A 25,693-nucleotide genomic window follows, 5' to 3' on the forward strand; every position below is an offset into this window, starting at 1 on the left:
AATTATTTAGATTGCCTGCCTTATAGCTTGAATTACTTCTTTTTCGCTGTAGCATCCTCAGCATTTAAGAACTCAACGCGGCCATTTTCAACTACACCCATCACCACGTCTTTTGCCTTGATAGCTTCATGGTCAGTTGCAGTAAATGGCTTGTTATAGGTCATTACAACGCCGTCAACTGGAGTCTTCAGATCTTGCAATGCCGCCAATATCTTTGGTCCCTCTGTGCTGTTTGCCTGCTTGATAGCTGCAGCCAATAGGTATACAGAATCGTAACCTTGAGCTGCTGATACTGGAGAAGCAATGATGCCGTTCTTTGGCTTGAACTCTTTTAGGTATGTATCTACGAATACCTTACGCTTTGGAGTAGTTGCAGGCTGTTGAATGAAAGTCTCAGGCATGGTTGCACCGTTACCGTTCTTACCGGCTGTATCAATGAAGCTGGCCATAGACAATGTCCAGCTACCAATGATTGGCTTTTTCCAACCCAACTTTGCCATACCGTTAGCAATTTGTGCCAACTCAGGTCCAATTGCGTAAGTCAAAACAACATCAGCGCCAGCATTCTTTGCCTTGAGTAATTGTGAAGTCATGTCAACGTCACCGATGTTGAACTTTTCAGTTGCAACTGGAGTTATGCCGTAACCTTTCAATGCCTTCTCTAAGTCCTCGCGGCCTAACTGACCGTAGTTTGTTGAGTCAGCCAAAATGGCTACCTTTTTCAAACCACGCTTCTCAACCGCTTCTTTAGCGATCATTGGTGCTTGAATATTGTCAGCTGCAGCATTACGGAAAACATAGTTTTCAGCAGCATTTGGGAACTGATGAGTAATCAATGTGCCTGTTGCAACGTTGTTAAATACTGGAATCTTTGCTTCTTGATAAAAGCGCTGTGAAGCCAATGCAACACCGGTATTGATGTAACCCAAAGTAGCAACTACTTTTTCGTTGTTAATCAATTCTTGTGCAATTTGAACGCCACGCTCGTTTTTCGCTTCATCATCGCGCTCAACCAAAACGATTTTGTTGCCGTTAATACCACCAGCAGCATTAATTTCTTTTGCAGCAAGGCGAACACCGTCACGCATACTGACACCCATTGAGGATGAACCACCAGTAAATGGACCTGCAACACCAAGTTTGATATCGGCAGCATAAGCGCCGGTTGTAAGCATTGCAGCAGCGGCTACTGCAAAAATGTGATGACGAATGTTCATAAAGTCTCCATGACTAAAAATTGCTAATTAATAAATACTTTTTTATAGGTAAAACCGAAACGAACAGTTATCTTACTGTTAATACAAAGGCAAAAAAAGGGCCTTGTATTAGGGTTTTACATTAGCCCAAGAGACTCAAGAAAATTGCCGTTTCAGGCTGCGTTCAATGTTTGGCCAAAAAAGATTGATGATCAGTCCAACTATCACCAAGCCCGCTGCCAAGATCTTCCATGGCGGCAATGACTCCCCCAAGAAATAGGCTGCCGCCCCCATGCCAAAAATAGGTACCAGCAAAGGCGCAGGCGCAACCACTGCCGCCGGATGCTTAGAGAGCAGCCACGCCCAGGCGGAATAACCAAAGATGGTGTTCCCCCAAGACTGCCAAAGAACACCAGCCCATGCCCCTACTGGGGCTGAGGTTAAAGAAGTGCTCATATGCCCCCAACCCTCAAAAAGGTAAGAAATTGCAAATAAGGGAGGAATCGCAAAAGCGCTCGCCCAAACCACGTAGGCCAGCATATTAATAGAGCCCGCCCTTCGGCTAACCGTATTGGCAACCCCCCACGAAAAGCCAGTAAATACCACCAAGGCAAGTCCCAAGAAGGTGGTTGTGGCATCAGTGTGCAGCGCAATAATTCCCAAGCCAGCCATAGCAACTAGCACCGCCAGCATTTGATAAGTGCGCAAACGCTCTTTGGCAAAAAACATCGCAAAGCCGATAGTAAAAAATACCTGGGTCTGAATCACCAGGGAAGCTAGACCCGGGGAGATACGGCCATCGATCGCAAAGTACAGGACTCCGAACTGCCCCACGCCCACTGCTAAACCATAAATACAAAGATTGACCCAAGATGTTTTGGGTCTTGGCACAAAGAACACCAGCGGAAGAAATGCAAAGGTATATCTGAGTGCAGCGAACAAAAATGGTGGAAAAGCTGCGAGTGACAATTTAATGACTACAAAGTTCGTACCCCACACTGCCACAATAGCCAGCGCTAGCAATAAATGACTAGCGGGTAATGAATAGCTTTTCTGTGAAGTCTTAGGCACGCGTTAACAATTCCGACACGCGCTCAGCGATCATCATCGTGGGGGCAGCGGTATTGCCCGAGGTAATCGTAGGCATCGCCGAAGCATCGACTACCCGCAGATGATGAATACCTCTCACGCGTAATTCAGAATCGAGCACCGCCATCGGATCATCCGCGCGCCCCATCTTGCATGTGCCTACCGGATGGAAGATGGTTGTGCCAATATCCCCCGCCGCTTTAACCAACTCATCATCCGTTTGATATTGCACGCCTGGTTTGTATTCTTCTGGAGCATAAGGACCAAGGGCGGCCTGCTGGGCAATCTTGCGAGTTAAGCGTAAAGATTCTGCTGCTACCTTGCGATCTTCATCAGTCGACAAATAATTCGGACTAATCACTGGCGGCGCTTCAGGATCAGTCGAGTTAATGTGAACACTACCTCGCGAGGTGGGGCGTACATTGCAAACGCTTGCCGTAAAGGCATTAAATGAATGCAAATCTTCACCAAACTTTTCCAGGGACAATGGTTGCACGTGATACTCAACGTTGGCACTCTTTTGCTCTGGTGAGCTATACGCAAATGCACCTAACTGCGATGGTGCCATCGACATTGGACCCGATCGCTTAAAGAGATACTCCAAGCCGATCATCATCTTTCCCAAAAGAGTATTGGCTTTCGTGTTTAAGGTCTTAATACCATTCACTTTGTAAACCATGCGCAGCTGTAAATGATCTTGTAAGTTCTCGCCCACGCCCGGAAGATCAGCGATAACAGGGATGCCCAATTGATTGAGATGTACAGCAGCGCCAACACCGGAGCGCTCTAGAATTTGTACGCTACCAATCGCGCCTGCGCTCAACAACACTTCGCCACCTTGCTCGATGGCACATAAGGCTTCGCGGGATTGACCATCCTTGATGTATTCAACTCCAAGACAATTTTTAGTGGCGGGATCAATTTTAAGTTTTGTCACCACAGCTTGGGTTAATACTGTGAGATTGGGACGCTTTGCCGCATCCCTTAAAAAAGCTTTCGATGTATTTAAGCGCCAACCAGCGCGTTGACTCACATCGAAGTAACCCACGCCAAAGTTATCACCGCAATTGAAGTCCTCTGAAGCCGGAATGCCCGCCTCAACTGCAGCCTCTTTAAATCGATCCATGATAGGCCAACGTAAGCGCTGCTTTGAAACGGTCCACTCACCACCCTTACCATGCCACTCATTTGCAGCGCTGTGGTAATCCTCAAATGACTTGTAACGCTTAAGGGCATTTTCCCAAGACCAAGAATCATCGCCAGTTGCCTGAACCCAAGACTCATAGTCCCCTGCTTGACCACGCATATAAATCATGCCGTTAATCGATGAGCATCCACCCAAAACACGTCCACGCGGATACAGCAAGGATCGGCCGTTTAAGCCCTTTTCGGCGGCAGTTTTAAAACGCCAATCTGCCCTTGGGTTATCAATGCAATACAAGTATCCAACTGGAATGTGGATCCAGATGTAGTTGTCATTCTTGCCAGCCTCAATCAGCAAGACCCTCTTATTAGGATTCTCAGTCAAGCGCTTAGCCAACATGCAGCCGGCACTACCCGCCCCAATAATGATGTAGTCGTAAGTGTTTGCTTGAGTCATGTTCTTTAAGTCAAATAATGCGTTATTCAGTGATTCTCCAGTATTGATGCCTATTATTTACCAAACTAGAAAATAAGGCATCTCCAGGAATTACTTCAATACCCGTCTAAAATAGCGATATGCATATTAATGAGAAGAATCGCACTCCCAAGCTAACTGACCCTGATGATGGGCCCAGTAAGTCTGAGTTAAAGCGCCAAATGACCGAACGCCAGAAGTTGGCTGAAGTTCTGGCAGCCTTGAGCAGTGACGCCTTAAAAACGATCCCCATGGATGAGGCTATTAAGGCTGCGATTGCAGAGACTAACAAAATTAAGAGTTTTGAAGCGATTCGTCGTCATAAGCAATATCTTGGCAAACTCATGCGCTTCTTGGACGACGAAGAATTGGATGCGATCCAGAAGCGTTTAGATGCGATTCAAGGTGTGAGCAAAGCTGAGACTGCCAAGCTACATTTCTTGGAAAGCTATCGCGATAGACTCATTACAAATGATGAAGCGTTTACGAAGATGATTGAGCAATATCCCGATATGGATATTCAGAATATGCGTACCTTAATTCGGAATGCACGTCGTGAGAAAGAACAAAACAAGCCGCCTAAAGCCTACCGCGAAATTTTTCGCGTTCTGAAAGATATGGGTCTTTAAAGCTTAATCTTGCGAGCAGGCACTTCTACCCAGCGATAGAGATAGGTTGCTGTCACCCAGCTAGCAACAACAGCAACCAGCATCAAAGCAAGCGCCATAACGCCATCATGAAAGGCGCTCATTCCCCAAGCGATATACAGCGTGTTTGCCAGCAATACAAACGAGAAATGAATTAAGAAAGCACAGTACGATCTTCTGCTTCCCCAGAGAATGACATTGACCAGCTTGTGTTTTCTGGACTGATGCTGAGGGCGTTTCTGATCCTGCTTCTGATCTTTGTAAGCCGAGTCTCCCCAAAGGATTAGGGCAATGGCGACTATGTAAGCCAATATATTTCTGAGCCAAATTTGGTGAAAGCTTGAAACAACAATGACCACCCCAATCCCTACAAACATGATTCTGGCAAATCGATTTACCATGGGGTCAGGATAGTTCTTGCAAAGCTGTGCCAGCACACCCAGTCCATAGGCCCCTATAAAGTAAATGAAGTAGTTTTCATAAGCGCCAGATCGATTAAAAAATAGTAGCGATGCTACGCAGAGTACCAACAGCGTCCATATCAGGGAGCGTAAGCCGGGAAACATCCCCAACATGATTGCCAGAATGGCATAGAGCTGCCAATCAATCGCCACATACCAAACGCCAGCAGAAATCGAATCTAAGCCTAAGATGCCTTGGAGAAAAAATAAATGGGCCAAGAACTGACCCAGGGTTTCTGATTCGCCAACAAACTCATCTCGAACCCAGAAGCGCGCAATCCAGGCGCAAACAATCGTAAGAATGAGCGCTACTACATAGGGTGCAAATAATCGTAAGTAACGATTAAAGATTGTTTTCAACACATTGCGAGCACTTTTCAGGTCATTAGAGCGCGTCAATGATTGGGCCGCAAGATACCCGCCCATGACCAAAAAGATTTGCACTGCGTAACGACCATACTCAAACAAACAAGTCATTACCCCAGGGAGTAACAACCTTGCATCCTCTGCAATTTGGCCATAACTCGAAAAATGGTGAAGAATAATGATTAAGGCTGCGAAGGTCTTTAAAAAATCGACGAGAAGAAAATGGTTTTTAGACTGCAATGAAAATATTGAATAAAGGGTTGATTAGGGACTGCGGAGCTACTTCAGAGAAGCAGCATAGGTAGCCAAGGCATCAATATCATCATCACTGAGGCCGCGTGCAGCACTTCCCATTGTGCCATCCATATCAATTCGAGCGCCGGATCGAATATTCTTCAGCTGAGTAATGAGATATTCCTTGGATTGCCCAGCTAATCGCGCAATGTGTTTCTGACCTTGAAGCTGTGGACCATGACAGGAGTTGCAATACTGGGTACTGGAGATTTGTTGACCTTTAGCAATTTGATCAGCATTACCTAATTTTGCAGGTGGCGCAGGCAAGCTAGCAAAGTAAACAGCGATGTCTCGCATATCTTGATCACTGAGTGGTGCAGCAAGCGCTTCCATCGCCCTGCCCTTACGCTGCTGCCCCCTGAACTGAATCAACTGATAAGTAATGGAGAGTGGTGGTTGCGCAGCAAGATTAGGAATATCTGGTGATACGGAGATGCCATCCTCACCATGACAAGCAAAACAAGTTTGTGCTTTTACTTTTCCAGCTACTGCATCAGGAGGTGCAGCATAGACAACCGGTGATAAACAAAGAGTGGTAAAAAAGGCCACCCCGAGGATGGCCTTAGTGTTGATTACTGATTTCATTTACCGTAAGACACGCGGAAGATTGCACCGGTCTCATCATCGGATACCAACATAGAACCGTCTTTGAGCATTTGTACATCTACTGGACGGCCCCAAAAGTTTTCACCCTCAACCCAGCCAGTAATAAATGGCTCTAGCTTGACTGGTTTGTTCTTGCCATCCAAAACTACGCGCACAACTTGATAACCGGATTTCTTCGTTTTATTCCAAGAGCCATGCTCAGCAATAAAGATGTTGCCTTTGTATTCTGCTGGAAACATATTGCCATTATAAAAACGCATACCCAAAGCAGCAACGTGAGCGCCTAGTTTCATTTCTGGCTTATCAAACTCATCGCATGAACGGCCCTTACCGAACTCAGGATCCAAGAAGTCGCCTTGATGACAGAATGGATAACCAAAGTTCATGCCTTTATGAGCCAATCGATTTAAGGTGTCGTTTGGTAGGTTCTCATCCGCCCAATCACGGCCATTGTTGGTAAACCAAAGTTCTTTTGTACCTTTTTGGAAATCCATACCAACGCTGTTACGTACACCAGTAGCCACGTATTCCAAAATATTAGTTTTCAAGTTTAAGCGTACTATCGCAGCATGAGTATATGGCGGTACAACAATATTAGCTGGCGTACCGATCTGGAAATACAAATACTGTCCATCAGGGCTTAATGTCATGAACTTCCAACCGTGCGGCTCATCTTTAGGAAGCGCATCGAATACCACTACTGGTGCCGGTGGGTTATCTAAATTTTTCTCAATATTGTCATAGCGAATAATGCGTGAGAGTTCGGCCACATAAAGCGAGCCATTTACAAACGCAACGCCATTAGGACGATGCAAGCCTTTAGCAATTGTCTTTACTTCGCGCCTGCCATCTTTCGATACTACCGCATAAACATTGCCAGTAAAACGAGTACCCACATAAACAGTGCCACTTGGAGATTCTGTCATTGAGCGGCCATTAGGCATACCAGAGGCCCAGAGCTCCACCTTAAAACCAGCAGGCACTTTGAGTTTGCTAACAGGAATTTCATCCGCAGGCATAGCAGAGATGCCAGGAGGATTAGGTGCCAATGAAGGATTCATGCCATCCGTAGTTCTGCCTTGTGCCCAGGTTGGCGGGATCCCGCTAGCTGGAGCAGCGGCAGGAGCTTGTGCGCCAGCAATACTAACAACTGCCATGCTGGCAGCAAACATTAGTGCTTGAAGGGTGTTGTGCTTCATGTTGTGCTTCATTCTGAATCTCCCATAATTTTGTTTATTTTTATTAATAAAGCAATGCTATAGCATTTTTGTGCATCTAATTTAACCCATTCAATCTACTGCAGCGCAACAAATCGATTACTTAAAACTGAAGACGCGCACCCACGGTGATTGCTTGAGGCATACCAGCCTGATAAGCCGAGGCTTGAGAGGCAATGTTGAAGGTAACGTATTGGCGATTCAATAAGTTCACCACCGAAGCAAAGACTGAAGCCTGCGGCGTCAGTTCATAGTTCGCCTTGAAACCAACGAGTGCATATGCCGGCACCGGCAAGGATCCCGTAGACATCCATGAATTGCCGACATACCGAACTGTTGTAGTCAAACTTGCTCGTGGAACCGGGTAATACGTTAGGCCAGCATTGGCCATATTTCTCGGCACACCACCCACCTGCGCATTAATTGGATCGGTTGTTGCAGTCCAAGTCAGGATGGTATTCGTATAGCTATAACCCCCATCAAGAGCCCATTGCGCATTTACATCTTGGTGATACTGCAGTTCAATACCCCTACTTAAAAGATTTTGCTGGTTAGTGTAGTAGCTAACATTTGTGTAGCCACCCGTGCTTGCACTGCAACCCGAAATACCCGCAGCGGCACAAAGGCTAGTAGCGGAAGCCGCATTCGCATTGGTAATTCTGTAGCTCGCAATGGCGTTCTGAATGTAATTATTGAAAGCCGTTAGTTGCGCAAAACCACTCTTCCATCGATAGTCTGTTCCAACTTCATACCCCGTCATCGTCTCAGGCGTTAAATTAGGATTTGCTAAAGAATAGCCACTCACTGAATTTCCATAACTACGTAGAGTGTTATTCATGCTTGGCGCATGAAAGGCTTGGTAAGCTGCGCTTCGTAAGTCCCAGTTTTGGGTTGCCTTATAAAGTAATCCCAAAGATGGACTCAGCTGCGTCTTACTTTGATTAGGGATGGCTTGATACAAAGGACTTACACCATTCGCGCCCGCATTATAGGATGTTGGAGTTTGGCTATTCCATGAATCGATTCGCGCACCCAAAGTAGTCTCCAGCGGAATAGCGGTCGCATTTGACTTTAATTGTCCCAATAAACCATAAAAATTTTGCTGACCCTGCGCGTAGTTCACCGAACTCACTGCGCCTGTGGTCGCCAAATTATTAGTTTGATTCGATGCAGAGATATTTCTAGCATCAACCCCAAGAATGTATTGATCAATTCCTGCTGCCTTTAGGTCATGGGTGTATTGCGCTGACGCGCCTACAGTCGAATAAGGATCAGTGTAGTTTGCATTGACATAAGGCTTATAAGGCGCTGCACTCAAATTGTTTGCCGTCTGCTTATAGAAATTAGTAGCCTGATAGTACACATTAACTTGGACTTTTTTATCAACATCCAAATTAGTAGTTGATCCAGCAGCCACATCGGCCGTCTGTATTAAGTTGGGGGCGATGGCATAGTTATTGCTGAGATCCGCCATCGTGCTGTAACCCAACCTCAAAAACCCATTGGTATCTTGCGTTGGCTTAAAGTAATTTTGGAGCCGGACATTAGAATTCTTAACGGCATCGGTGCCCATGCCATTTTTAATATTGCTGGTAGAGCCTGGGGATATCGTCGCGTAGTTCTGAAAGCCTTCACTAGAGAAGTAGTCGGCTGAGAAACGCATCTGCATCGCATCTGAAACAATTAAATCTTTTGAGGCCGCTACATTGCCCGCAGCAAATGATCCATAACTAGCAGAGACGTCTTGTCCGCTATTTTTAGGCGTCTTTGTGTTGATGTTAATCACGCCGCCCATGCCATAGTTTCCCCACAAGCTAGAGACTCCCCCGCGCACAAACTCAACCGACTCAATCGATGACATGGGAACTAAATTCCATTGCACCGTTCCGTAGAAGGCATCATTCGCTGGCAGGCCATCAATTAAAACAAGGGTGCGTCCATAGCCTAAGCCACGGACGTTAATACTTTGACCTGTTGGATCTTTTTGGTAATAAGGGACGTCGTTTAAGAAAACTCCAGGCACATTCTTGAGAACTTGATCAATGGTTTGATCGGGCGAGGACTCTAAAACTTCTTTTGTCAGAATCGTTGTATTTAAGGACATCTGATCAAGCGGCGTTCCAGAGCGAGTTGCGCTTACTACAACATCACTGAGTTTTTGATCGTAATCTGGCAGGGGTGCAATTTGCGCATACACTGCGCCGGATGCAACCAACAAAATCTGCGTCGATACGCAAGATTTGAAGAGTGCCCTCTGATGCATATCCAATATCTCTCTACACCTAAGTAAGCAACTACTTAGATTTAGTCTTACCCATCAAAGAAGCTAGCAAGGGATTAGCGCTTGCTAGTTCTTTTTTGGATTTAGCCTTCTCAGCCACGCCGAGCTTAGGAGACTTGGCAGCGTTTTTCATTCCCTGCGCAGTTTTCAAAGCGAGATTCTTATAGAGATCCGTTTTTTTCATGGTCATGATGAAGCTCTCTACTCTAGCGAACGAATGTCAATTACTTAATCAATGAACGAGCTGCCAAGCCCATGAATAGCAATGACCAACCTTGCAACAAAAGCTCAATAGCGATCAACATTCCAGGTAGCCAAAGGCTAGACTCTGGATAACCATTCATGATCAGTACGCCCATCAAGATAGAGATTGCTGAAGATAGCACCAACCAGAACCATTCACGGAAGTGACGATGCTGAAATGCCGAGATCAAACGCAATGCGCCAGTCACAAAAAAGATGGCAGCTAGCCACAAGGTAATTGCCTCAAGCGCTGGAATTGGAAAGGCCCAAGTAAAGATTGCGGCTGCAATATAAAGGGCCGCTAAAACGAGTTGCACTCCAACACTCTTCCAGCCTTGTGATTTCAAAGCATGAGCGCCTTGCAAGATGCCGCCAGCAAATAAGAAGATTCCTAAAATATTTACTGAGATAAAAGAAAACAATGTTTGGCCTGCGATACCAATCATGCCAAGCACGATAAATAAAATTCCAAGGCCAATTAAAGCTCCAGGAATCTTGGCCGCTGCACCAAATACTTTTGCGCGGAGCTCTTGAATCTGAGCGTTAGATAATTCGGTCATAAAGGTTCTTTCTTTTCTTAATCTATGCTTTTGGTACATCCAAATAATGCAAACGAATTACAAAGCGTCAGCAACGGAATCGATGAATTGTCGCACCGTATGGTTAAAAGCCTCTGGCTGCTCAATATTGGATAAATGGGCTGCCTCTTCAAGTATCACCATCTTAGAGCGCTCTATCAAACGATGCAAAACAATACCTTGATCAACAGTGCAAGCTGGATCATTGCGCCCTGATAGCACTAGGGTGGGGATCTTAATTTTTAGCAACATTGTACTTTGCGCCATGTCGCGTACCGCACCCCCGCAAGCCATATAGCCGTCAACGCTGGTACCCAAAATCATTTGGCGTACCTTTTCGATTTCTTGAGGAGCGCGTTCAATAAATGGCGCAGTAAACCAGCGCTTAATCGTACCCTCAACTAATCCAGCGATACCTTGTGAGCGGGCAATTTCAAAACGCTCTTCCCACAAACTACGTGGCGGCATTTCTGAAGCGGTATTACAAAGTGACAATGAAAGGATTCGATCAGGGAAGCGGGCCCCTAATTGCTGACCAATCATGCCGCCAATAGATAAGCCCATAAAGTGAGCCTTCTGAATACCAAGAGCATCCAATAACCCAATTGCATCATCTGCTAGGTCAGCAATGGTGCAAGAACCAGCACTAATGTCGGAGCCACCATGCCCTCTCTTGTCATAACGCAATACTCGATAGCGATCTGCTAACGCAGGGACATTACCATCCCACATGCTGCCACTGGCCATCAAACTATTTGCCACCAATAAAACGGCACCATCTTTTGGGCCATCAAAACGATAGGCAATATCGACGCCGTTTACCTTAACAATTTTCTGATCCTGCATTTGAGTCATTTATCTCTACCCCATCTTAAGTTCTATTTATCTATTTCTCAGAGCATGTTAGATTATCTTACGAAACTACAAAAATACTAAGGAGACAAGATGTTTACAACATTCAAGGGGTTGCGCGGCGCTCATAAGGTCAATAGTCTTATTCTTGCGTTTTGCCTTACTTTCGGGGTGAACCTTACTTACGCACAAAGCTACCCTAATCGCAACGTGAAAATGATTGTTCCGCTCACTACAGGCTCTGGGGCAGACATTGCGGGTCGCGTTGTTGCAAAAAGCCTTACTGAAACATGGAAACAACCAGTCATTGTTGAAAATCGGCCCGGTGCCGGTGGCCTGATTGGTACCGGAGTAGTTGTGAACTCAGATCCTGATGGCTATACCTTATTAGTGCAATCTGCCTCATACGCTGCCAATCCTGCGATATACAAGAAGCTGCCTTACGACCCCCTTAAGAGCTTAGTTGAAGTAGCCATTTTGGGACAAACGCCCTATGTCATGATTACTGCGGCAGATGGCCCCTATCAATCCATTCGTGATCTAGTGCTTGCCGCTAAATCCAAACCAGATGAAATTACTTTTGCCTCTGCCGGTGTTGGTAGCTCAACACATCTGGCAGCCGAATATTTCAATCAAATGATGGGCATCAAACTCATTCACGTTCCCTACAAAGGATCGCCCGAAGCGATTCAGGACACCATGTCCGGACGCACCGCTTTTTATATGGCCCCTTTAGATACTGCTATTGGCCAACTCAAAGGCGGAAAATTGCGCGCCCTGGGAGTTACAAGTAAAACCCGCAATCCTGCCGTCCCAGACATCCCAAGTGTTGCTGAACAAGGCTATACCAACTTTGAAATTGGCTTGTGGTTTGGAGTTTGGGCGCCTGCAGCCACCCCGCCAGCGATTGTGAAAAAGATCAACCAAGATATTAATCAAGCAATGCAAGATCCAGAAGTCAAAACTGCTTATGAGACCAAAGGCATTAAGGCGACTCCGATGAGTCCTGCAGAATTTACCAAGTTTGTCCGCGAAGAAATGGGCAAGTACCAGAAGATCGCCAAAGAAGCAGCAATTGAGCCCCAATAATTCAGCGCCTCTTTGCCAGGCTCCATGCATTGACGTCCGCTCACCCCTGACTAAATTTCCAGCGGGGGCCGTGGATTGTCATGCCCATGTATGCGGTCCGGCCACACAATTTCCCTATGCACAAGAACGTATCTATACGCCACCGGATGCAACGCTAGAAAAATATCAAACGCTATTAAAGATGCTTGGGGTGGATCGTGCGGTTTTAGTGCAGCCTAGCGTTTACGGCACAGACAATAGAGCAATGCTTGCAGTACTGAAATCCAACCCTCAACAATTTAGAGGTGTTGCGGTTCTCTCTAGCGATCCCAATGAAGTAGGTGATCAAGAACTTGCTGACTTGCATGCAGCCGGAGTAAGAGGACTACGTTGCAATATTGTCGATATCGCCGATAAATCTGCTGGCCTACCCATTGAGCAATTACGAAACCTAGCAAAACGCATTCAACCGTTTGGATGGCACTTAGAGTTGTTGATGCATGTTAATGAGTATCCCAATCTTGCTAAAACTTTCGAAGATTTTCCAGTGGATTTAGTTTTTGGTCACTTTGGTTATACCCATGCAAAACATGGCGTTAACGATAAGGGGTTTCAGGGACTTCTCGATTTAATGAAAAACCAACACGCATGGGTCAAGATGACTGGGCCATATCGCATCTGCGATGGCAATCTTCCTTATGTTGATATGCGCCCGTTCTCCGATGCCGTAATTAATGCAAATCCCGGTCGACTCATATGGGGAAGTGACTGGCCCCACGTCATGGTGAAAAAGCAAATGCCGCACGACGCTGACTTATGCGACCTCCTTGGGGAGTGGGTGCATGATGAAAACCTCATAAATTCGATCCTGGTCAATAACCCCTGTATCCTATATGACTTCCCGGCTTTCAATAAGCCAAATGGCCTCAATCCTTAGAAATATAGGTCGCCACTTTTGAAATTAGTCAGAGAGATTACAAACCAATATGGACAACACACTCACCGTTATCTTAGGCATCGTTGCCATACTTCTACCTTTGGTTGTAGGGCGTCTTTTCTGGAAACGCTTTGACCATTACTTCGGCCGCAACGATGAGGCTTATATGGATACCCTAGAGTACTTCCTAAAGAAAATCGGCTCCACCGTCTTAGTTGCCTTTGTCATCCTTTGGATTGGGATGAGTCTGGTATTTAACGGCAGTGCTTCATAAAAATGGGCGCCCCATTGAAAGAAGTCTTAGTTAAAGCGCAATTGAATTTTGCTATCTTGGCTTCTATCTTAATCATTGCCGTTTTAGGTAAATTCACCAACCCAGAACTTACCAATAGTATTTTTGTAACTGCTGATCAGTTGGTATCCGAACTCTATCTAGTGTTTGTTGCCATTACCTTGGGCGCCTTTATTCCCAATTTCAGACTTGTGGCTTTTGGATCAATCGCCGCCTTTATAGGCGCAGCCATCTTGATTCACCTGGGAATCTTCACTTACCTCACAACTGAATACTTATTTGCCGTACTGATTGTGGTTCTTGGTTTTGCATCTATCGCTAATCTGTACAGACACTATCGGGAATATGGGCTTTAAACCTCTCATTTAAAGGGTGAGTGGCTTTTCTTGATTTTTCATGAAATTTCAAGAATAATCTTGAAAAGCAAGGAAAATCCCATGGGAAATCTAAATTTAAGCAAATTCTCATCTCAGGCTAGCCCTGATGTATTGAATGGCCTGCACCAGATAGCTGATGCTGAGGGCCGTAAGTTTCATGCTGTCTTAGATGAGGCCTTCCGCGATTACCTCAATAAAAAAGGTTTTTCAATCAATAGCCGCATAGCGATGTCGCACTTTGCTCAAAGCCTTCAGGAATTCGAAGATCTCTACAAAGAGCTTGCTAAGTAGTGCTTTATCTTTCTACCAAAGAGGTCATGTTGATGCATGGCATCTTGATACATCAATTCGGCGGCTCACCAGGCATAAGAGATATCGCCGCACTTGAATCCGCCCTAAATCGCCCACAATCTGGGTATTACAAGGATGTGATCAGTCAAGCAGCCGCGCTGTTCGAAAGTCTTGCCATTAACCACCCTTTTGTTGATGGCAACAAAAGAATTGCGTTTGCTGTCATGGATACTTTTTTACGATTAAATGGCTTTCGTATCCATGCTACATCCAAGACATTGCATAACAAAATTATCTCAATGTTTGAAAAGGGGGAATTAAAATTCGACTTTATTGATGCGTGGTTGCGCACAATATGTCAGCCGATTTAATTCCGCAAAAATTACCTGACTGCCAGTATTACCACCATGACCAATTAGCATCATGTCTATGGCGAACCTCAAAAATCGGATCTGCCAAACCCTTAAGCCATAGCCTCATTACCCTGTTGTTCCTTGTGCGGCGCCGATGCTCAAATGCCCTCCGATACCAACGGGGCGCAGAACTTGCCATAGTAACCTGTGCATCTGAATGAAAAACTGCGATTGCTTTACGTCCAGCAGGTGATTTCGGGCTATGGTGAACGGTACGCACCCCCTTAAAAAAGGTATCCCAATCTTTTAACGCCCAAATATATTCATGCTTTTGATTTTTACGTCTAAATGTTCTCGACATAACAAACTCCTCTTACTTTTATTTACTAGTTACATCATGTCGATCTCCTTCGAAAAAATTTAAACAATAAAAAACGCAGTCATATTTAGTGACTGCATTTATTTTAAAGAGCGGAAAAACCATACTCAAATAATGCTACCAAGATGAATCACTTCTCTAGCGCCCCATAAATGACTGCGTTAAGTTGCTCACGATGCACCTTACGAATTTCTCCTGGTGCAACACCCATCATCACAACAACCATCTGCTCTTTGGGGTCAACCCAGAAGATGGTTCCGTAAGCGCCGTTCCAAGTGAAATCTCCAACGTTACCGTTAATGGCTGATAGACCTCTATCAGTACGAACCGCTACGCCCAGACCAAATCCATAACCCATACGTCCTGGCTCAATACCACTCACATTATTCTTAATATCTTTATTGAGATGGTTTGATGTCATGAAAGCAACCGTCTGGGGACCAAGCACACGCTTGCCTTCAAGACTGCCGCCATTCAGCAACATTTGTCCAAAACGAATGTAATCACCCGCAGTGGAATAGGCGCAGGAGCCACCACAATCAAACTTCACTTTCTGCGTATGAATATCCACCTTCTGTGGCTTGCCAGTCAATGGATCCAGTGGGAGTGGCTGCGCTAAACGAGGACGATCTTTTTCGGCAAGATCAAAAGTGGTGTTGGGCATGCCCACCTTATTCCAAATACGCTCTTGCATGATCGCGCCCAAGGATTTGCTAGCAATTTTTTCTTCAATAATGCCAAGCACATCTAAACCAAAACCATAATCCCAAGCAGTACCAGGCTCATACAACAATGGTGCGCTAGCCAATTTATCAATAAATTCTTGAGCAGTGTATTGAGCTGCTGCTGGTGCAGAGCCGGCAGGATACATCTTATGTATTGGCGTGGCACCGCGACCGCCATACGTTAAGCCATTGGTATGGCGCATGAGATCTTGGACGGTAATCGGATTTTTAGCTGGAATTAAATTGAGCTTTCCATCAGTGTCGACTTGACCCACTTTCATCTCTTTAAATTGCGGCAGCCAGTTTGATATCGGCGCATTTAAAGGAAGCTTGCCTTCCTCATAAAAAGTTAAGGCGCTGACTGAGGACATGACTTTAGTCATCGATGCCAAATTGAAAATAGCATCTGTAGTCATCGGTTTGTTATTTACCTTATCTAAATATCCATAAGGCTTAAAGATGGTGAGCTTGCCATTTTTAGAAACCGCTAGAACCGCACCGGCCATATTATTGGCGGCAATTTGATCGGCAAAGAACGCATCGATTCTCTTGAGGCCTTCTTGGCTAAATCCTTGCCCTGGGGTGGCGCTCAAGGGCAATGGTGCTTTTGAGGTATCCGCTGCAAACAGCGTTGCGCTAGTCAATAAACCAGCAATCAGGCTGATCGCCCTTAATTTCTTCATCTTTTGTCTCCACCATGGTTATTGGGTTATATAAATCTGTAACTATCTGATTTTATTGGGAGTGTGGTTTCAAATTCTAGATTTCTCCACATTTACAGCCTGAAGGATAGTTTTATAAACAAATTTCGTTATAATTAAAACAAACTTGGTTATATTTAAAACAAACATCACTACATATGCACGTACGCGCTGAAACACCCCAAACCATCGATCGTGGAGCATTGGCCAAAATGGTCATGCAACTAATGGATCACTGGGATCTTCCTACCGAAGATCAACTTGCATTGCTTGGCTTAGCCTCTAGCAACCGTTCCGCCCTTGGACGCTATCGTCAAGGCGAACCTATCAGCCAAAACGTTGATCAATATGCGCGTGTTGGTCACCTGTTGGGAATCCATAAAAACCTTCGTCTTCTATTTCCTCGCAATAAAGAGTATCTATATAGCTGGATGAAAACTAGGAATAAGGCCTTTGAAAATAGAACTCCTGTAGAAGTGGTTAAGGAACTTGGGTTTATGGGTCTACTGATGGTGCGGTCTTACCTAGATAGAGCAAGAGGCATCTAATGGATAGCCTGTTTGATGGCCTAACACTGGTTGACACCCATCAAGACTTAGCTCGAAACATCATCTCCCTTATTGAGAGTGAAAATCTTTTCGATGATTTGAGTGATTCCCCAAAAGACTGGGAAACAGCTCAAATGGTTGAGCTTGACCACAAGCCATCTCCATTTGAATCCCCTGTACCCGCAATACATCGCCCATTCGAGGATGCTGTATGGGATAACGCTATTACGTATCCATTTAAGCATTGGATGCGTAGCCGTTTTTCAGATAGCTCTTTTGGGGTTTGGTACGGTGCAGATTCACTTGAAACAAGTATTTATGAATCAGCGCATCATTGGTATGCAGGGCTCCTAAGTGATGCCGGATTTAATCGACCAGGCGCATATGTTGAGCGCAAGGCCTATTGGGTTAGGTGTGATGCCGCATTAATCAATCTTAAAGAAAAAGTTTTGTCCCACCCTCAACTAATGGATCCCAATGACTATAGCTATACCCAAACTGTTGGAGCTAGATTGCATCATGAGGGGCATCCAGGACTTTTGACAAGATCCACTAGAAATCTAAGTGGTGAAACTTTTGCAATTTTAAAAGCCCAGGTACTCTCTGCGCCTCGCCATGCTGCCTACTATTCCTACGAGGTAACCAAAGACGGTATCACGGTTCTGCTTGATGGCCGAACGATGTCCTTAAAAATTAATCTGGATACGAAAAACTGAAAAACCATGAGCAAAAATTAAGTTTAATCAGTCTTGAAAGAGGTCTCTATGCGGGTATATCACTTTCTCAATGAAAATCATGCCATAGGAAATCTTTTCTTTAGGCGGTTAAAGGTATCAAGGTTCGCGCAACTAAATGACCCCTTTGAATTATTGGGCGCCGATCTCCTTGACACAAAGCATAGGGCAGCCTTTAATGCTTTCAAAAAACAGCTTAATGAATCAAAAGGAATGATTTGCTTTAGCAGCTCCTGGAGCAATCCATTGCTTTGGGGGCATTATGCTAATAAACATAGCGGGGTCGTGCTTGGTTTTGATGTTCCAGAGAACTATTTAACCCCCGTCAAATACACATCACTAAGAACAAAAATTGAATTTAACCCTAAAAATGGTCAGATTACCGATGGTCCAAAGGTTGTGGATGAGCTAATCAGAACGAAGTTTGTTGATTGGAAATATGAAAATGAATACAGGATGTTTATCAATCTAGATTCAACAACCGAAGAAGGCGGAATGATCTTTGTAGATTTTTCAACCAACTTGATGTTGCGAGAGGTAATCTTGGGCTTAAACTGCCCTTTACCAATTGATCGCATCAGGCAACTTTTAGAAGTCAATGCGATACCGGCAAAAGTTTTCAAGGCTGGGATGGCTCTTAGGACATTTAAAATGGTCGAAGATAGGCAATTCAGAGTCAAAACCACTGTATAAGCGAACCCAAAGCAAAGTTGTTATGTCATCGCAAATTCTCAACTTGCAGGTTATGGGTCCCCACACAAAAGCTATTGAAGCAGACTTTTCGGAAAACGATCTGATTGAGTCTCTTTATATGAATTTAGATATATAGGATTGATTTTTGAGTATTTGAAGGAATATTGAAAATCCATCACAATTCAAGGCTATGTATAAATATGACTCCATTGACCAAACCCTTGTAGATCAACGGGTTGCCCAATTCCGCGACCAAGTTGCGAGGCGCTTAGATGGCACTCTTGCCGAAGAAGAGTTCCGCCCACTACGCTTACAAAATGGTTTATATCACCAACGCCATGCTTACATGCTGCGCGTTGCCATTCCTTACGGTTTATTTAGTGCAAAGCAATTACGCACGCTGGCGCTCATCTCTGAAAAATATGACCGTGGTTATGGTCACTTCACTACGCGTCAGAATATTCAATACAACTGGGTAACACTAGAAGACACTCCTGATATTTTGGCTGAGCTTGCTAAAGTGGAAATGCATGCAATCCAAACTTCTGGAAACTGTATTCGCAATATTACAAGCGATGCTTTTGCTGGAGTTGCTGCTGATGAATATGTAGACACTCGTCCTATTTGTGAACTCTTACGCCAATGGTCAACATTGCACCCTGAGTTTGCCCACTTACCTCGTAAATTTAAGTTTGCAGTCAATGGTGCAAAAGAAGATCGCACCGTGTTGCTTTGCCATGATGTTGGTATTGAGCTCAAGAAAAATGCTGCTGGCCAATTAACGACTGACATCTACGCTGGCGGCGGCATGGGTCGCACTCCGATCCTTGGATCCCTGATTAAACAAGGGCTCCCTTGGAATGTGCTGCCAAGCTATCTCACCGCCCTGCTACGTGTTTATAACCGTTTCGGCAGAAGAGACAACCTCTACAAGGCCCGCATCAAGATTTTGGTGAAGGCTTTGGGCCCAGAAGAATTCGCACGTCAAGTCGAGGGTGAATGGGCTCACATCAAAAATGGTGATGACAACTTCACTCAAGCCGAGTGGGATCGTGTTGCGCAGCATTTCACAAAGCCGGCATACAAGAGTTTGCCTGCACTGAGCGCTGAACAAGTTTTAGCTAGTACCCCAGAAGTAGAGCGTGCTGCATTTGCTCGTTGGATTGAACGTAACGTCAAGCCACATCAGATCCCAGGTTATACCAGCGTCATTCTGTCACTCAAACCGCATGGCACAGTAGCGCCTGGTGATGCTACTACTGCACAGATGCTTGCTATTGCCGACCTTTCAGATCAATACAGTTTTGGTGAACTGCGTGCTACCCATGAGCAAAACTTAGTATTGGCTGATGTGGAGCAAACCAAGTTATTTGAGCTCTGGCAAGAGGCAAAGAAGCAAAAAGTCGCCTTGCCAAACATTGGCTTATTGACTGACATCATTGCCTGTCCTGGCGGGGACTTCTGCTCATTAGCAAATGCCAAGTCTTTGCCAATTGCTAAGGCGATTCAAGAGCGCTTTGATGATTTAGATTATTTATTTGATTTGGGCGACATTAGCCTCAATATCTCTGGCTGCATTAACTCCTGCGGTCATCACCACGTTGGCAATATTGGCGTGCTCGGTGTCGATAAAGACGGAGAAGAGTGGTATCAGATCACTTTAGGTGGCGAGCAAGGCAATAACGCTTCAATTGGCAAAGTGATTGGCCCTTCTTTCTACGCCGATGAAATCCCAGACGTCATTACCAATGTAATCAACACTTATGTAGGCGAGCGGAGTGGCGATGAGCCATTCATTGAGACTTATCGTCGCATTGGAGTAACACCCTTTAAAGAGGCGGCCTACAAAAACGCTAAGAAAAAAGAGAAGGCGGTTGAAGGGGGTACAGCATGAGCCAACTGAATATCACTTCCCATCAAGAAATTTTGCATTTCCCCAAAGGTGGCAAACCCACCCTAGCTCCAAATGAATGGCAAGTATGGAGCGGCAGCCAAGATGAAGGTGGTTTGCCTGACTTGGAGCATGGTGCCCACAAAGTATTGGTGCCGTTTACATGGTGGCTTGAACATCATCATGAAGCAGATGTCATTAGTAAAACCCAGAATGGTCAGATTGGCGTGTGGTTTGCCACTGATGATGACATTCTGAAACATGCTGATGTGATTGAAGCAGGTAAAAAAGTCTGGCCTTTAGTGGCAGCACACTTCCCTATCTTTAGAGATGGTCGTAGCTTTAGTACTGCCGCCTTATTGCGCAACCGTTTTGCTTGGCAAGGTGAGATCCGTGCTATTGGTGATGTATTGATTGATCAACTCTTGCAAGGCGCACGTGTTGGCTTTGATAGCTTTGCTTTGCGCCCTGATCAAAACCTAGATATTGCCTTAAAGCAATTTGCTTTGTATACAGTCACTACCCAAAATAGCTGGCGGGATAAACGCGCCACCTTAAGCGCGTAAGCAACAGAAAACATGACTAAAGCTTTTACCAATAACAACAATACACTTGGAAAAGTGTATTTAGTGGGCGCAGGTCCTGGTGCCGTGGATCTAATTACAGTCCGTGGCGCCAAACTTTTGGAGCAAGCAGATATTGTTTTCTATGACGCCTTGGTTGATCCTGAGATGCTGGCGCTTTGTCCACAAGCCGAGAAGATCGAAGTCGGTAAGCGTTGTGGCAAGCTGTCTTCAGCGCAGCAGTTTATTAATAAGCGCTTAGTGGATGCTGCACAGAAACATCAAGTGATTGTGCGTCTTAAGGGTGGCGACCCCATGTTGTTTGGGCGTGCCGATGAAGAAATCCAGACTCTCAAAGCCGCTGGGATTGAAGTTCAGGTTGTGCCTGGCATTACTGCCGCCCTGGCTGGTGCAGCAAGTATTCAGCAGTCACTGACATTGCGCGGAGTATCCCGCAGTGTGGCGTTTGTCACCTTAGCTCAAGGCGCTGAGAATGTCGCTCCAGGGCAGCCCATTTCAAATCCTTCCGCTGACACCCTGGTGTATTACATGGGTCGCAAAGATGCGGCGCGTATTGCACAACAACTGATTGAACAAAGTCCCAATCAACATACCAACACGCCGGTACAAATCTTGGAAGCAGTGAGCACGGCACGCGAGCGCTTATGGACAAGCACTCTGGAAGAGTTAGCTGCTGGCAAAGCAGATCAATGGTTTGATAGCGCCTCACCTGCACTTATTATGATTGGTGAGGCCTTAAGAAATTCTGGCAGAGCAACAACGGTAGATATTTTTCAAGGGCAAATAGGGAAGCCCCTGCGTAATTTAGCCTAGCTATTTATTATCTTAGATTCATTATTCCACTTGCTTAATAGGCTTATCTAATTCAGAGAGAGTGTTGAACATCTCCCGTGAATCCTCAAATGAAATGGTATCCAATCCCTCAAATGACTGTCCTAGATCACTTTTTTGAGCAGCTCTTTTAGCGCGATCAAAGAAACTACTTACCGTATCCGTATGGATGATTATTTTTGCTATCTTCGAATTCATTTTTAATACTCAGTGAGCCCTCGCTGCAAAATCGACAATGGCTTGCAAGACAGCCAAATCCTCACCAACGGCCGGCGTAGCGCTTAATGTCACGCTGGGGAATTTACCCCGGCACTCTTCTAGTAAAGCCGGGAAGTCATTTCGTAAGTGGCCGCCCTGCCCAAAGAAAACTGGCACGATAGTCAATTGAGTAGCGCCTTTAGCGCTCAGACTGGCAACTGCCTCTTCCAATGAAGGCTGCATCATTTCCAAGAAAGCCAACTCTACAGGCGTGCTGGGATGCTGCTCTTGCCATAGGGTAGCCAGGCGGTCAAAAGGCTCACGCCAGCGGCTATCGCGGGCACCGTGCCCAAATAAGATAATGGCTTTCATGGATGGCTATACACTCTCATTAATATGCTTTAACCGATAGCTTAACCTTATTTTGAAGATCAGATCAGACAGCCTATGACTAATTTACTCAGCCAAACTTGGTTCATCGCGCTCATGAGCGTAACGCTGATTGGGGCAGTCCTATCTGCCGTTCATCACGCCGAAGTGATTGCCCATAAAACGGGTGAGCCATTTGGCACATTGATACTGTCTATTAGCGTCACCATTATTGAGGTATCGCTCATCATCTCCATGATGCTCACTGGTCATGAAGGATCTGAGTTCATTGCCAGAGATGCGGTATTTGCAACCGTCATGATTGTGATTAATGGCGTGATTGGTCTCTGCATTTTTATGGGTGGCCTCACTCATCATGAAATGACCTTTCGCAATGAGGGTACCAATTCAGCATTGGCGGTATTAACTGCATTGGCTACTTTTATTTTGGTCATGCCAATTGTGACTATCAGCACACCTGGGCCAGACTTCACGAAGAGCCAATTGGCCTTTGCAGGAATCGCTTCATTTGCGCTCTACATTGCATTTTTATTCTTCCAAACAGTTAGTCATCGCGACTACTACCTACCAAAGACAGAAGATAAAAAGACGGACATTAATTTTCATGCACTCAAACCCAGCAACACAAAGACAGCCGTCAGTGGAGCGCTACTCATACTCTCTTTAATAACTGTAGTAGGTCTTGCAGAGCTTCTTAGTCCAGCCATCGAGAAAGGTGTTGCCGCAGCTGGTGCGCCTAAAACTATCGTGGGCATTGCCATTGCGCTGCTGGTACTAATGCCAGAGGGCTTTGCGGCTGTTAGAGCGGCTAAGGCTAATCGCTTACAAAGCAGTTTGAACTTAGCTTTGGGTTCGGCTTTAGCCAGTATTGGCTTGACCATTCCGACGGTAGCAGCAATTGCGATCTTCTTTAATCTCCCGCTAAGCCTGGGAATAAGCGATCTCAATATGACATTGATGTATTTGTCATTCTTTATTGGTGCACTTACTCTAGCGATTGGTAGAACCACCCTATTGCAAGGGGTAGTTCATATCATCATCTTCTTAGAGTATCTCTTCTTAAGCCTGGTTCCTTAACCGGGAATTCAAGCGAAGTACTACTAATTAGTTCTTGCCTAAGGTAACACCGTCCCTTAAGACCTCATAGTGCAAGTGGGGGCCGGTCGATCTTCCGGTTGAGCCTACTTTGGCAATCGCTTGGGACTGTTTTACAAAATCACCCTGCTTTACTAGGATTTCTTGAGCGTGCGCATATCTGGTAACCACTGAATTCTTGTGCTGAATATCGACCACATAGCCATACTCTTGGTCCCACGCCGCACGAATAACTACGCCTTCGGCAGTGGCCAAAATGGGTGTGCCATAGGCCGCAGGAAAGTCCGTACCCTCATGCCAAGCCGTTTGTTGGGTAATAGGATCGATGCGATAGCCCAGACCGCTGGAAGCTTGCGGCATCAATGCGAGTGGTGAAGCTGTTGGAATGGAGTTAGACGCATCCCAACTTTGCGTGAGGGATTTTTGCACTTCCTGCACTCGATTGCTCAGCGCAATAGAATCTTGCACAGTACGATCTAAACGAGCACCATATTGCTCACCTTGATTACCTAGATTAATCACGGCATTCGCTGGACTTAGAGGGCCGCCTTGGGCATTACCAAGATCCACTACATTACTGGCTAGATTCATTTGACCATTAGTCTTTGCCAACTGAATCCGTAAATCATCTAGTTGCGCTAAGTTACGTTGTGCTTCATCTAGTCTAGCTTGGAGCTCCATGAGTTTGGTCTCGTAATCATCTTCTGAGTTTGCAATGAAGCGCTTCTCTAAAAGATCTTTTTTCTCCATCGCATGCAAGATATCTTTGGTCTCATTGGTAACGTCGTTAATAGCAACGTTTGCGCCTACAAGCAATGCCAAGCTGAGCGCTCCACCGAATACTAAATGGCGTGCTGTCAGAGCAATTTCTCTCACTTTGCTATGTGGTCCAGTCATGATTAATATTTGCATTTGTATTACCTTACCCCTGAATTCATTTCCAAGATTGGTTGCATCACTGCCATTACGATTCCTAAAACCATCAAGCCCATAACCAATATTAATAAAGGTTCGAGCAAGCTGGTAAATATTTTGGTTTTTTGCTCAGATTCGAGCTCTGCGTTCTCTGCCCCGTACTTCAGCATCTCAGCTAACTTACCCGATGCCTCACCAGAGCGAATCAAGTGAATCAAGATTGGTGAAAAGACCCCTTGACTACCTAAGGCCCTAGATAGGCTGGTACCTTCACGCAAACGACCCTCCGTTGAGTCAATCGCCGCTTTTAAGACTGAGTTGCTGAGCGTGTTTCGTGCGCTATGCAATGCCGTCAAAATGGGTACATTGGCAGAAACCAACATTGCCATTGTGTTTGCAAAGCGCGCTGTCTCAAAACCGAGCAATAAAGGTCCAAGCAAAGGTAAATTGAGTAAGGCGCGATCGACCTTGAGTCGAATCTCTTCTTTTGCTAAGGCGCGACGACTATAAAAAATAGCTGCGACGATCATCACCAGCAACAGCCAACCCCAATTCACCAAGAAATCGGAGAGTCCCAAAATAAAGCGAGTAGAAAACGGCAGAGCTTGCTTGGAACTCTGAAAGACTCGAGCAATTTGCGGCACGACATAAGTCATCAAAAACAACACAATCATGAAAGCAACGCCCGTCAACATAGCAGGATAGGCTAATGCGCCCATTGCTTTTTGTTTGAGTGCCTGACGCTTTTCCAAAAACTCGGCTAATTGCGTCAATACTTGCCCCATCTTCCCAGACTGCTCTGCGGCGCCAACAACCCCTTGGTATAGCGGATCAAATGAAAGGGGTTGTCCTGCAATGGCTCTTGATAAAGGCAAGCCTGCTCGCAATTCAGAAACCACTGACTGCAGCACTGTTTTTACATGTACCTGACTAGTTTCATCTGCGAGTATCGAGAGAGCCTCATCAATTTGTACGCCCGAACGAACCAGAATAGCTACTTGCTTTGTAATGATTGCGAGATCGGCACGGCTGAGGGGTTTATTGTTTGATAGCCATTTATTCCAAAAGGGTTGCTTGCCCCACTCTGCTTCTAAGTCGATAGTGACTGGTACCAGTTGCTTAGCCATTAATACTTGACGAACAGCACGTACGCTATCACCCTCGATGGTACCGCGCTCACTCTTACCTGCGTAAGTTAGGGCCTCAAATCGATAGCGGGGCATGGCGCTCGTTAATCATAGCG

General features: G+C 45.4%; 30 protein-coding genes. 14 read left to right on the forward strand and 16 right to left on the reverse strand.

The features are described 5' to 3' along the window. Nucleotides 1–32: 32 nt before the first annotated feature. The 3 genes from ICN40_RS06475 to ICN40_RS06485 form a co-directional block, all read right to left on the reverse strand. A complete protein-coding gene (locus ICN40_RS06475) occupies nucleotides 33–1,217 on the reverse strand; it encodes an ABC transporter substrate-binding protein (RefSeq protein ID WP_216242939.1) in 1,185 nt (394 codons plus the stop codon). A gap of 135 nt (nucleotides 1,218–1,352) precedes the next feature. Next, entirely contained in the window at nucleotides 1,353–2,267 is a 915-nt protein-coding gene (locus ICN40_RS06480) for an EamA family transporter (protein ID WP_216242941.1), read from the reverse strand. Then, nucleotides 2,260–3,885 (reverse strand): GMC family oxidoreductase, encoded by a 1,626-nt coding sequence (locus tag ICN40_RS06485; protein ID WP_216242943.1) that lies wholly within the window; start codon nucleotides 3,883–3,885, stop codon nucleotides 2,260–2,262. Before ICN40_RS06485 ends, ICN40_RS06480 begins: the two co-directional genes overlap by 8 nt. A 119-nt stretch (nucleotides 3,886–4,004) precedes the next feature. Between ICN40_RS06485 and yjgA the strand changes: the two genes are divergently transcribed. Continuing rightward, on the forward strand, nucleotides 4,005–4,532 hold the full coding sequence (yjgA, locus tag ICN40_RS06490; protein ID WP_216242945.1) for a ribosome biogenesis factor YjgA: 528 nt from the start codon (nucleotides 4,005–4,007) through the stop codon (nucleotides 4,530–4,532). Here the strand turns inward: yjgA and ICN40_RS06495 are convergent. The 7 genes from ICN40_RS06495 to pcaD all read right to left on the reverse strand — a co-directional run bounded on the left by ICN40_RS06495 (nucleotide 4,529) and on the right by pcaD (nucleotide 11,451). Further along, entirely contained in the window at nucleotides 4,529–5,617 is a 1,089-nt protein-coding gene (locus ICN40_RS06495) for an acyltransferase (protein WP_216242947.1), read from the reverse strand. The two genes, yjgA and ICN40_RS06495, sit on opposite strands and share 4 nt — an antisense overlap. Nucleotides 5,618–5,656: 39 nt before the next feature. Beyond that, complete coding sequence (locus ICN40_RS06500) at nucleotides 5,657–6,256, reverse strand: cytochrome c (protein WP_216242949.1); 600 nt, start codon at nucleotides 6,254–6,256, stop codon at nucleotides 5,657–5,659. Then, nucleotides 6,253–7,488 carry a sorbosone dehydrogenase family protein gene (locus tag ICN40_RS06505; RefSeq protein WP_255561273.1) on the reverse strand — a complete coding sequence of 412 codons (1,236 nt, stop codon included), beginning with the start codon at nucleotides 7,486–7,488 and terminating at the stop codon, nucleotides 6,253–6,255. The genes ICN40_RS06500 and ICN40_RS06505 overlap by 4 nt, the downstream gene beginning before the upstream one ends. Nucleotides 7,489–7,597: 109 nt before the next feature. Further along, nucleotides 7,598–9,757, reverse strand: a complete 2,160-nt coding sequence (locus ICN40_RS06510) for a TonB-dependent receptor (protein ID WP_216242951.1) — start codon at nucleotides 9,755–9,757, stop codon at nucleotides 7,598–7,600. A gap of 31 nt (nucleotides 9,758–9,788) precedes the next feature. Beyond that, a complete protein-coding gene (locus ICN40_RS06515) occupies nucleotides 9,789–9,965 on the reverse strand; it encodes a hypothetical protein (RefSeq protein WP_215321537.1) in 177 nt (58 codons plus the stop codon). Between the two features lie 34 nt (nucleotides 9,966–9,999). Next, nucleotides 10,000–10,578, reverse strand: a complete 579-nt coding sequence (locus tag ICN40_RS06520) for an HdeD family acid-resistance protein (RefSeq protein ID WP_216242953.1) — start codon at nucleotides 10,576–10,578, stop codon at nucleotides 10,000–10,002. Between the two features lie 57 nt (nucleotides 10,579–10,635). Then, nucleotides 10,636–11,451 carry a 3-oxoadipate enol-lactonase gene (gene pcaD / locus ICN40_RS06525; protein WP_216242955.1) on the reverse strand — a complete coding sequence of 272 codons (816 nt, stop codon included), beginning with the start codon at nucleotides 11,449–11,451 and terminating at the stop codon, nucleotides 10,636–10,638. A gap of 90 nt (nucleotides 11,452–11,541) precedes the next feature. Between pcaD and ICN40_RS06530 the strand changes: the two genes are divergently transcribed. The 6 genes from ICN40_RS06530 (at nucleotide 11,542) to ICN40_RS06555 (ending at nucleotide 14,784) form a co-directional block, all read left to right on the forward strand. After that, nucleotides 11,542–12,537, forward strand: coding sequence for a tripartite tricarboxylate transporter substrate binding protein (locus ICN40_RS06530; protein ID WP_216242957.1), 996 nt, complete (start codon nucleotides 11,542–11,544; stop codon nucleotides 12,535–12,537). After that, entirely contained in the window at nucleotides 12,524–13,453 is a 930-nt protein-coding gene (locus ICN40_RS06535) for an amidohydrolase (RefSeq protein ID WP_216242958.1), read from the forward strand. The genes ICN40_RS06530 and ICN40_RS06535 overlap by 14 nt, the downstream gene beginning before the upstream one ends. 49 nt (nucleotides 13,454–13,502) lie before the next feature. Then, nucleotides 13,503–13,727: a hypothetical protein gene (locus ICN40_RS06540; RefSeq protein ID WP_216242960.1), complete on the forward strand. Its 225-nt coding sequence runs from the start codon at nucleotides 13,503–13,505 to the stop codon at nucleotides 13,725–13,727. A 14-nt stretch (nucleotides 13,728–13,741) separates the two neighbouring features. After that, nucleotides 13,742–14,101: a hypothetical protein gene (locus ICN40_RS06545; RefSeq protein WP_255561274.1), complete on the forward strand. Its 360-nt coding sequence runs from the start codon at nucleotides 13,742–13,744 to the stop codon at nucleotides 14,099–14,101. A gap of 81 nt (nucleotides 14,102–14,182) precedes the next feature. After that, nucleotides 14,183–14,413: a hypothetical protein gene (locus ICN40_RS06550; protein WP_215321531.1), complete on the forward strand. Its 231-nt coding sequence runs from the start codon at nucleotides 14,183–14,185 to the stop codon at nucleotides 14,411–14,413. Then, nucleotides 14,413–14,784 (forward strand): type II toxin-antitoxin system death-on-curing family toxin, encoded by a 372-nt coding sequence (locus ICN40_RS06555; RefSeq protein WP_308281772.1) that lies wholly within the window; start codon nucleotides 14,413–14,415, stop codon nucleotides 14,782–14,784. Before ICN40_RS06550 ends, ICN40_RS06555 begins: the two co-directional genes overlap by 1 nt. Before the next feature lie 28 nt (nucleotides 14,785–14,812). Here the strand turns inward: ICN40_RS06555 and ICN40_RS06560 are convergent, their stop codons facing one another. Then, complete coding sequence (locus tag ICN40_RS06560; protein WP_216242966.1) at nucleotides 14,813–15,127, reverse strand: hypothetical protein; 315 nt, start codon at nucleotides 15,125–15,127, stop codon at nucleotides 14,813–14,815. 148 nt (nucleotides 15,128–15,275) lie between these two features. Continuing rightward, nucleotides 15,276–16,553 (reverse strand): serine hydrolase, encoded by a 1,278-nt coding sequence (locus tag ICN40_RS06565; protein WP_216242968.1) that lies wholly within the window; start codon nucleotides 16,551–16,553, stop codon nucleotides 15,276–15,278. A 176-nt stretch (nucleotides 16,554–16,729) separates the two neighbouring features. Here ICN40_RS06565 and ICN40_RS06570 point away from each other — a divergent pair, with 176 nt between their 5' ends. The 6 genes from ICN40_RS06570 (at nucleotide 16,730) to cobA (ending at nucleotide 21,834) form a co-directional block, all read left to right on the forward strand. Next, nucleotides 16,730–17,119 carry an MbcA/ParS/Xre antitoxin family protein gene (locus ICN40_RS06570; protein ID WP_216242971.1) on the forward strand — a complete coding sequence of 130 codons (390 nt, stop codon included), beginning with the start codon at nucleotides 16,730–16,732 and terminating at the stop codon, nucleotides 17,117–17,119. After that, the gene (locus tag ICN40_RS06575; protein ID WP_216242973.1) at nucleotides 17,119–17,835 is read left to right on the forward strand and encodes an RES family NAD+ phosphorylase; all 717 of its coding nucleotides are present in this window, start codon (nucleotides 17,119–17,121) and stop codon (nucleotides 17,833–17,835) included. Before ICN40_RS06570 ends, ICN40_RS06575 begins: the two co-directional genes overlap by 1 nt. A gap of 48 nt (nucleotides 17,836–17,883) precedes the next feature. Next, entirely contained in the window at nucleotides 17,884–18,546 is a 663-nt protein-coding gene (locus tag ICN40_RS06580; RefSeq protein WP_216242975.1) for a DUF2971 domain-containing protein, read from the forward strand. A gap of 190 nt (nucleotides 18,547–18,736) precedes the next feature. Further along, nucleotides 18,737–20,440, forward strand: coding sequence for a nitrite/sulfite reductase (locus ICN40_RS06585; RefSeq protein ID WP_216242977.1), 1,704 nt, complete (start codon nucleotides 18,737–18,739; stop codon nucleotides 20,438–20,440). Continuing rightward, entirely contained in the window at nucleotides 20,437–21,003 is a 567-nt protein-coding gene (locus ICN40_RS06590) for a DUF934 domain-containing protein (protein ID WP_216242979.1), read from the forward strand. Before ICN40_RS06585 ends, ICN40_RS06590 begins: the two co-directional genes overlap by 4 nt. Nucleotides 21,004–21,015: 12 nt before the next feature. Next, nucleotides 21,016–21,834 (forward strand): uroporphyrinogen-III C-methyltransferase, encoded by an 819-nt coding sequence (cobA, locus tag ICN40_RS06595; RefSeq protein ID WP_216242981.1) that lies wholly within the window; start codon nucleotides 21,016–21,018, stop codon nucleotides 21,832–21,834. Between the two features lie 21 nt (nucleotides 21,835–21,855). Here the strand turns inward: cobA and ICN40_RS06600 are convergent, their stop codons facing one another. Both ICN40_RS06600 and ICN40_RS06605 read right to left on the reverse strand, forming a co-directional pair. Then, nucleotides 21,856–22,050 carry a hypothetical protein gene (locus tag ICN40_RS06600; RefSeq protein ID WP_216242983.1) on the reverse strand — a complete coding sequence of 65 codons (195 nt, stop codon included), beginning with the start codon at nucleotides 22,048–22,050 and terminating at the stop codon, nucleotides 21,856–21,858. A gap of 9 nt (nucleotides 22,051–22,059) precedes the next feature. After that, nucleotides 22,060–22,422, reverse strand: a complete 363-nt coding sequence (locus tag ICN40_RS06605; protein WP_216242984.1) for a sirohydrochlorin chelatase — start codon at nucleotides 22,420–22,422, stop codon at nucleotides 22,060–22,062. 75 nt (nucleotides 22,423–22,497) lie between these two features. On the opposite strand from ICN40_RS06605, the gene ICN40_RS06610 reads away from it, so the two are divergent. After that, the gene (locus ICN40_RS06610) at nucleotides 22,498–23,517 is read left to right on the forward strand and encodes a calcium:proton antiporter (protein WP_216242986.1); all 1,020 of its coding nucleotides are present in this window, start codon (nucleotides 22,498–22,500) and stop codon (nucleotides 23,515–23,517) included. Nucleotides 23,518–23,544: 27 nt separating this feature from the next. Here ICN40_RS06610 and ICN40_RS06615 read toward each other — a convergent pair whose 3' ends face one another. Both ICN40_RS06615 and gspF read right to left on the reverse strand, forming a co-directional pair. Then, nucleotides 23,545–24,432, reverse strand: coding sequence for a M23 family metallopeptidase (locus ICN40_RS06615; protein ID WP_216242988.1), 888 nt, complete (start codon nucleotides 24,430–24,432; stop codon nucleotides 23,545–23,547). A 20-nt stretch (nucleotides 24,433–24,452) separates the two neighbouring features. Beyond that, entirely contained in the window at nucleotides 24,453–25,673 is a 1,221-nt protein-coding gene (gspF, locus tag ICN40_RS06620; protein WP_216122037.1) for a type II secretion system inner membrane protein GspF, read from the reverse strand. Nucleotides 25,674–25,693 lie beyond the last annotated feature (20 nt).

The sequence above is a fragment of the Polynucleobacter sp. Fuers-14 genome (genome assembly GCF_018882045.1).
Classification (GTDB): Bacteria; Pseudomonadota; Gammaproteobacteria; order Burkholderiales; family Burkholderiaceae; genus Polynucleobacter.

Bases quoted from the DNA above. Each gene is read 5' to 3' on its own strand.
- ICN40_RS06475 (WP_216242939.1), bottom strand. From the start codon at position 1,217: ATGAACATTCGTCATCACATTTTTGCAGTAGCCGCTGCTGCAATGCTT.
- ICN40_RS06485 (WP_216242943.1), bottom strand. From the start codon at position 3,885: ATGACTCAAGCAAACACTTACGACTACATCATTATTGGGGCGGGTAGT.
- yjgA (WP_216242945.1), top strand. From the start codon at position 4,005: ATGCATATTAATGAGAAGAATCGCACTCCCAAGCTAACTGACCCTGAT.
- ICN40_RS06500 (WP_216242949.1), bottom strand. From the start codon at position 6,256: ATGAAATCAGTAATCAACACTAAGGCCATCCTCGGGGTGGCCTTTTTT.
- ICN40_RS06505 (WP_255561273.1), bottom strand. From the start codon at position 7,488: ATGAAGCACAACATGAAGCACAACACCCTTCAAGCACTAATGTTTGCT.
- ICN40_RS06510 (WP_216242951.1), bottom strand. From the start codon at position 9,757: ATGCATCAGAGGGCACTCTTCAAATCTTGCGTATCGACGCAGATTTTG.
- ICN40_RS06515 (WP_215321537.1), bottom strand. From the start codon at position 9,965: ATGACCATGAAAAAAACGGATCTCTATAAGAATCTCGCTTTGAAAACT.
- ICN40_RS06520 (WP_216242953.1), bottom strand. From the start codon at position 10,578: ATGACCGAATTATCTAACGCTCAGATTCAAGAGCTCCGCGCAAAAGTA.
- pcaD (WP_216242955.1), bottom strand. From the start codon at position 11,451: ATGACTCAAATGCAGGATCAGAAAATTGTTAAGGTAAACGGCGTCGAT.
- ICN40_RS06530 (WP_216242957.1), top strand. From the start codon at position 11,542: ATGTTTACAACATTCAAGGGGTTGCGCGGCGCTCATAAGGTCAATAGT.
- ICN40_RS06540 (WP_216242960.1), top strand. From the start codon at position 13,503: ATGGACAACACACTCACCGTTATCTTAGGCATCGTTGCCATACTTCTA.
- ICN40_RS06550 (WP_215321531.1), top strand. From the start codon at position 14,183: ATGGGAAATCTAAATTTAAGCAAATTCTCATCTCAGGCTAGCCCTGAT.
- ICN40_RS06560 (WP_216242966.1), bottom strand. From the start codon at position 15,127: ATGTCGAGAACATTTAGACGTAAAAATCAAAAGCATGAATATATTTGG.
- ICN40_RS06565 (WP_216242968.1), bottom strand. From the start codon at position 16,553: ATGAAGAAATTAAGGGCGATCAGCCTGATTGCTGGTTTATTGACTAGC.
- ICN40_RS06570 (WP_216242971.1), top strand. From the start codon at position 16,730: ATGCACGTACGCGCTGAAACACCCCAAACCATCGATCGTGGAGCATTG.
- ICN40_RS06575 (WP_216242973.1), top strand. From the start codon at position 17,119: ATGGATAGCCTGTTTGATGGCCTAACACTGGTTGACACCCATCAAGAC.
- ICN40_RS06580 (WP_216242975.1), top strand. From the start codon at position 17,884: ATGCGGGTATATCACTTTCTCAATGAAAATCATGCCATAGGAAATCTT.
- ICN40_RS06585 (WP_216242977.1), top strand. From the start codon at position 18,737: ATGTATAAATATGACTCCATTGACCAAACCCTTGTAGATCAACGGGTT.
- ICN40_RS06590 (WP_216242979.1), top strand. From the start codon at position 20,437: ATGAGCCAACTGAATATCACTTCCCATCAAGAAATTTTGCATTTCCCC.
- cobA (WP_216242981.1), top strand. From the start codon at position 21,016: ATGACTAAAGCTTTTACCAATAACAACAATACACTTGGAAAAGTGTAT.
- ICN40_RS06600 (WP_216242983.1), bottom strand. From the start codon at position 22,050: ATGAATTCGAAGATAGCAAAAATAATCATCCATACGGATACGGTAAGT.
- ICN40_RS06605 (WP_216242984.1), bottom strand. From the start codon at position 22,422: ATGAAAGCCATTATCTTATTTGGGCACGGTGCCCGCGATAGCCGCTGG.
- ICN40_RS06610 (WP_216242986.1), top strand. From the start codon at position 22,498: ATGACTAATTTACTCAGCCAAACTTGGTTCATCGCGCTCATGAGCGTA.
- ICN40_RS06615 (WP_216242988.1), bottom strand. From the start codon at position 24,432: ATGACTGGACCACATAGCAAAGTGAGAGAAATTGCTCTGACAGCACGC.
- gspF (WP_216122037.1), bottom strand. From the start codon at position 25,673: ATGCCCCGCTATCGATTTGAGGCCCTAACTTACGCAGGTAAGAGTGAG.